At 32.1% G+C, this 2,602-nt stretch carries 4 protein-coding genes and 1 pseudogene; 3 read left to right on the forward strand and 2 right to left on the reverse strand.

The window, feature by feature from the left end; all coding sequences use genetic code 11:
- Positions 1-632, reverse strand: a protein-coding gene (locus HRG09_RS27855) for an IS6 family transposase (RefSeq protein ID WP_254610199.1) whose coding sequence is annotated in 2 segments (ribosomal slippage) — positions 1-421 and positions 423-632 — 631 coding nt annotated over the 2 segments. Because the reading frame shifts where the segments join, the coding sequence is not laid out codon by codon here. This gene is flagged as partial in the annotation.
- Positions 633-961: 329 nt separating this feature from the next.
- On the opposite strand from HRG09_RS27855, the gene HRG09_RS27860 reads away from it, so the two are divergent.
- Positions 962-1,147, forward strand: coding sequence for an aspartyl-phosphate phosphatase Spo0E family protein (locus tag HRG09_RS27860; protein ID WP_254610200.1), 186 nt, complete (start codon positions 962-964; stop codon positions 1,145-1,147).
- Here HRG09_RS27860 and HRG09_RS27865 read toward each other — a convergent pair.
- Positions 1,141-1,377, reverse strand: a pseudogene (locus HRG09_RS27865) (transposase); the annotation flags it as partial. The gene HRG09_RS27860 and the pseudogene HRG09_RS27865 sit on opposite strands and share 7 nt — an antisense overlap.
- Before the next feature lie 357 nt (positions 1,378-1,734).
- Between HRG09_RS27865 and HRG09_RS27870 the strand changes: the two are divergent.
- Together HRG09_RS27870 and HRG09_RS27875 are read left to right on the forward strand one after the other, a co-directional pair.
- The gene (locus tag HRG09_RS27870) at positions 1,735-2,034 is read left to right on the forward strand and encodes a hypothetical protein (protein WP_174104037.1); all 300 of its coding nucleotides are present in this window, start codon (positions 1,735-1,737) and stop codon (positions 2,032-2,034) included.
- A 123-nt stretch (positions 2,035-2,157) separates the two neighbouring features.
- A complete protein-coding gene (locus HRG09_RS27875; protein WP_174104038.1) occupies positions 2,158-2,487 on the forward strand; it encodes a DeoR family transcriptional regulator in 330 nt (109 codons plus the stop codon).
- The last annotated feature ends 115 nt before the right edge of the window (positions 2,488-2,602 follow it).

A 2,602-nucleotide genomic window follows, 5' to 3' on the forward strand; every position in this document is an offset into this window, starting at 1 on the left:
AGCCAAGACTTCGGTTTCGTTTATATAAAGCATGAATGGTTTCGATGCCTTCCAAGGTACGGGAAGCGTGGCGAAGATTTTGAAATCCTGCGGATTTGGAAGAACGTCGCTTCACATGCCTATGGTCCTGTTCAATGAGATTGTTCAAATGCTTGATTGTACAATGAGTTGTATGTATATAAAAGCCTTGTTCCCTTAATTTGTTAAATGCACAAAGTAATGCTGGTGCTTTGTCTGTAGTGAGAACCGATGGTTCTCCAAAGATTTTGACCAATCTTTTCATAAAGGCATAGGCAGCCTGATGATCCCGTTTTTTACGAAGTTGAATATCCAATGTTTGCCCGTCTTTATCAATTGCATGATATAAATAACACCATTTTCCTTTGACTTTTATATAGGTTTCATCTAGTTTCCAAGATAATTGAACGTTTTTTATTTGTCTTCTTCCAAATTTGATAGATAAGATTTCCATATTCATGAACCCAGCGCATGATGGTTGTTGGGTGAACCAAAACACCACGCTCTTTCAAGATTTTAGATACATCACGATAACTTAAAGAAAAACGACAATAGTAGCCGACGGCTACCAAAATAATATCCTTTTTAAACTGTTTTCCTTTAAAATACCCCATATATCATGCTCCTGCTCACACTTTTTCTACAGGTTATCTTAGTTTAGAAATCTTTGCAACAGAACCCAACAGTTCCTTTATAAACAAGCAATTTCGACTGTTTCTTTATAAAATACAACCAACAAGAAAAATATTACATTCGTAACATTTTTATCCTTTCTTAATATATCCCACTTCAAAAATTCACATACATAATGTACTCTAGATATAAGGGTTAGTTTTTTCCTTTAGGGCAAGGCTGGTTTCAGTCTTGTTTTTTTGTTTGCAATTTTTTTGGTACAATTTTTTCGAGATTCTATGTATAAAGGAGTTTAAAAGGAAAAGTGGATATGAGATTACTACATGACATGATAGAAGACCAAAGAAAAGAGTTGAGCTATCTTATAGAAAAATATGGATTTAGCCATCAAAAAGTAATTGATTTTAGTCAAAAATTAGACCTTTTAATCTATGAAGCAATGGGGATATATCGATTAGATCACAAAATTAGAATGCAAAAAGAATCCTTTCAATAAGGATTCTTCTTTTTTAGTGTTTTCTGCTCTTGATTATTGGGTGTTTGTTCATCCCATTCTTTTTCTATTTTTCGAAACCATTTACCATTTTTACTTAAATAATATCTTTTTACTTCCCCAAATGGAATCCAAATTTCACGTTCTTCGATTCGATCCATTACTTCACCAAGAATCTCATCATGTTCGTATTTTTTAGGTCTTCTATGATTCAGTTGTACAAATTTTGTATATGGGGTTTGTGTACATGCCCATCCCCCAAAAAGGGGGAATAAGACAGAAAACACCAATCAATAAACCATCAGCGTAACCAAAAGGTAAAAGATTTATATTGTGACAAATTATTTTTGAGACAGAATTTAGTTACATCTAAATTCAATACGATCTAGGCTAGAATGTAAAAAGAAATAATGTAACAAAAACGACCATTTTTGTTACATTCACTTTAATAATATGCTACACCTAAGTCCACTGGTATAACATTTTTAAACTTATTTAGAATTAATACCAGTATAAATTTTATCAATACCTAGATATATTTATAAAATTTATACTCTAGTAAACTATGTTTTTAAAAGGAGTAGATATTAATGAACATTAAGAAGTTAGAATTAATAGCAGATGTGTTACCTGGCCATCCATTTAGTACTGAAAATATGCCAGAGGGAACAAGGCATCTACAATGGGAAATTGGAGCTATTGGAGATTTAGAAGCGATTAGCTTTGACGTTATTGAAGATATATTCGGTGGAGTTGATTGCATTATTTTCAAACATGTTTTACATAAGAATCGAACAGAGGTGGTGAGGAAAAAAAGTCTATATATTGAAAATGTAAAAAATGCACCATCTAAAGTTAAAATACAAGTTTATGCAATAATTTACGAATAAACAAGTTATACATACCCAAAAAATTACATTTTCTCAATACCTATTTGTTTCTATTAGTTATATATTTTAGTTAGGTTACAGTAGTAACCTAACTAAAATATATTAAGCAAAGGGGACTGTAATATGGAAACAAAAGCACAACAATTAGTAGCAACGGTATTATCTCAACCAAAACCTTTAGATGGACAAAAAAACCGCTCAAGTGGGAACTTTAGTACCGAGAGCCTTCCTTCAGGTACACAATATTTAAAGTGGGAAATTGAGGGGGGAGGAAATCCAGATTTTGTTAGCTTCAATGTTATGAAAGATGTATCTGCTGGTACAGATCCCGTTGTTTTTCACGATGTATTAAGCGGTAATAGAACAAATGTAGTATCAGCAAGATCATTGTATATTGCGAATCCTAAAAATGCATCTGAACCATTTACTGTAAGTGTATACGCCATTTTTTAATACAAAAGGAAAGGGACTCTTTATCAGTCCTTTTCCTTTTTATTTATCACGAGGTAGTTATTTTTAACTGAAAAATCACTGATAGACATAAAATACAGCCTTTGACCCATTTTTG

Origin of the sequence: Bacillus sp. Xin1, from assembly GCF_013314535.1 — a bacterium.
Classification (GTDB): Bacteria; Bacillota; Bacilli; order Bacillales; family Bacillaceae_G; genus Bacillus_A.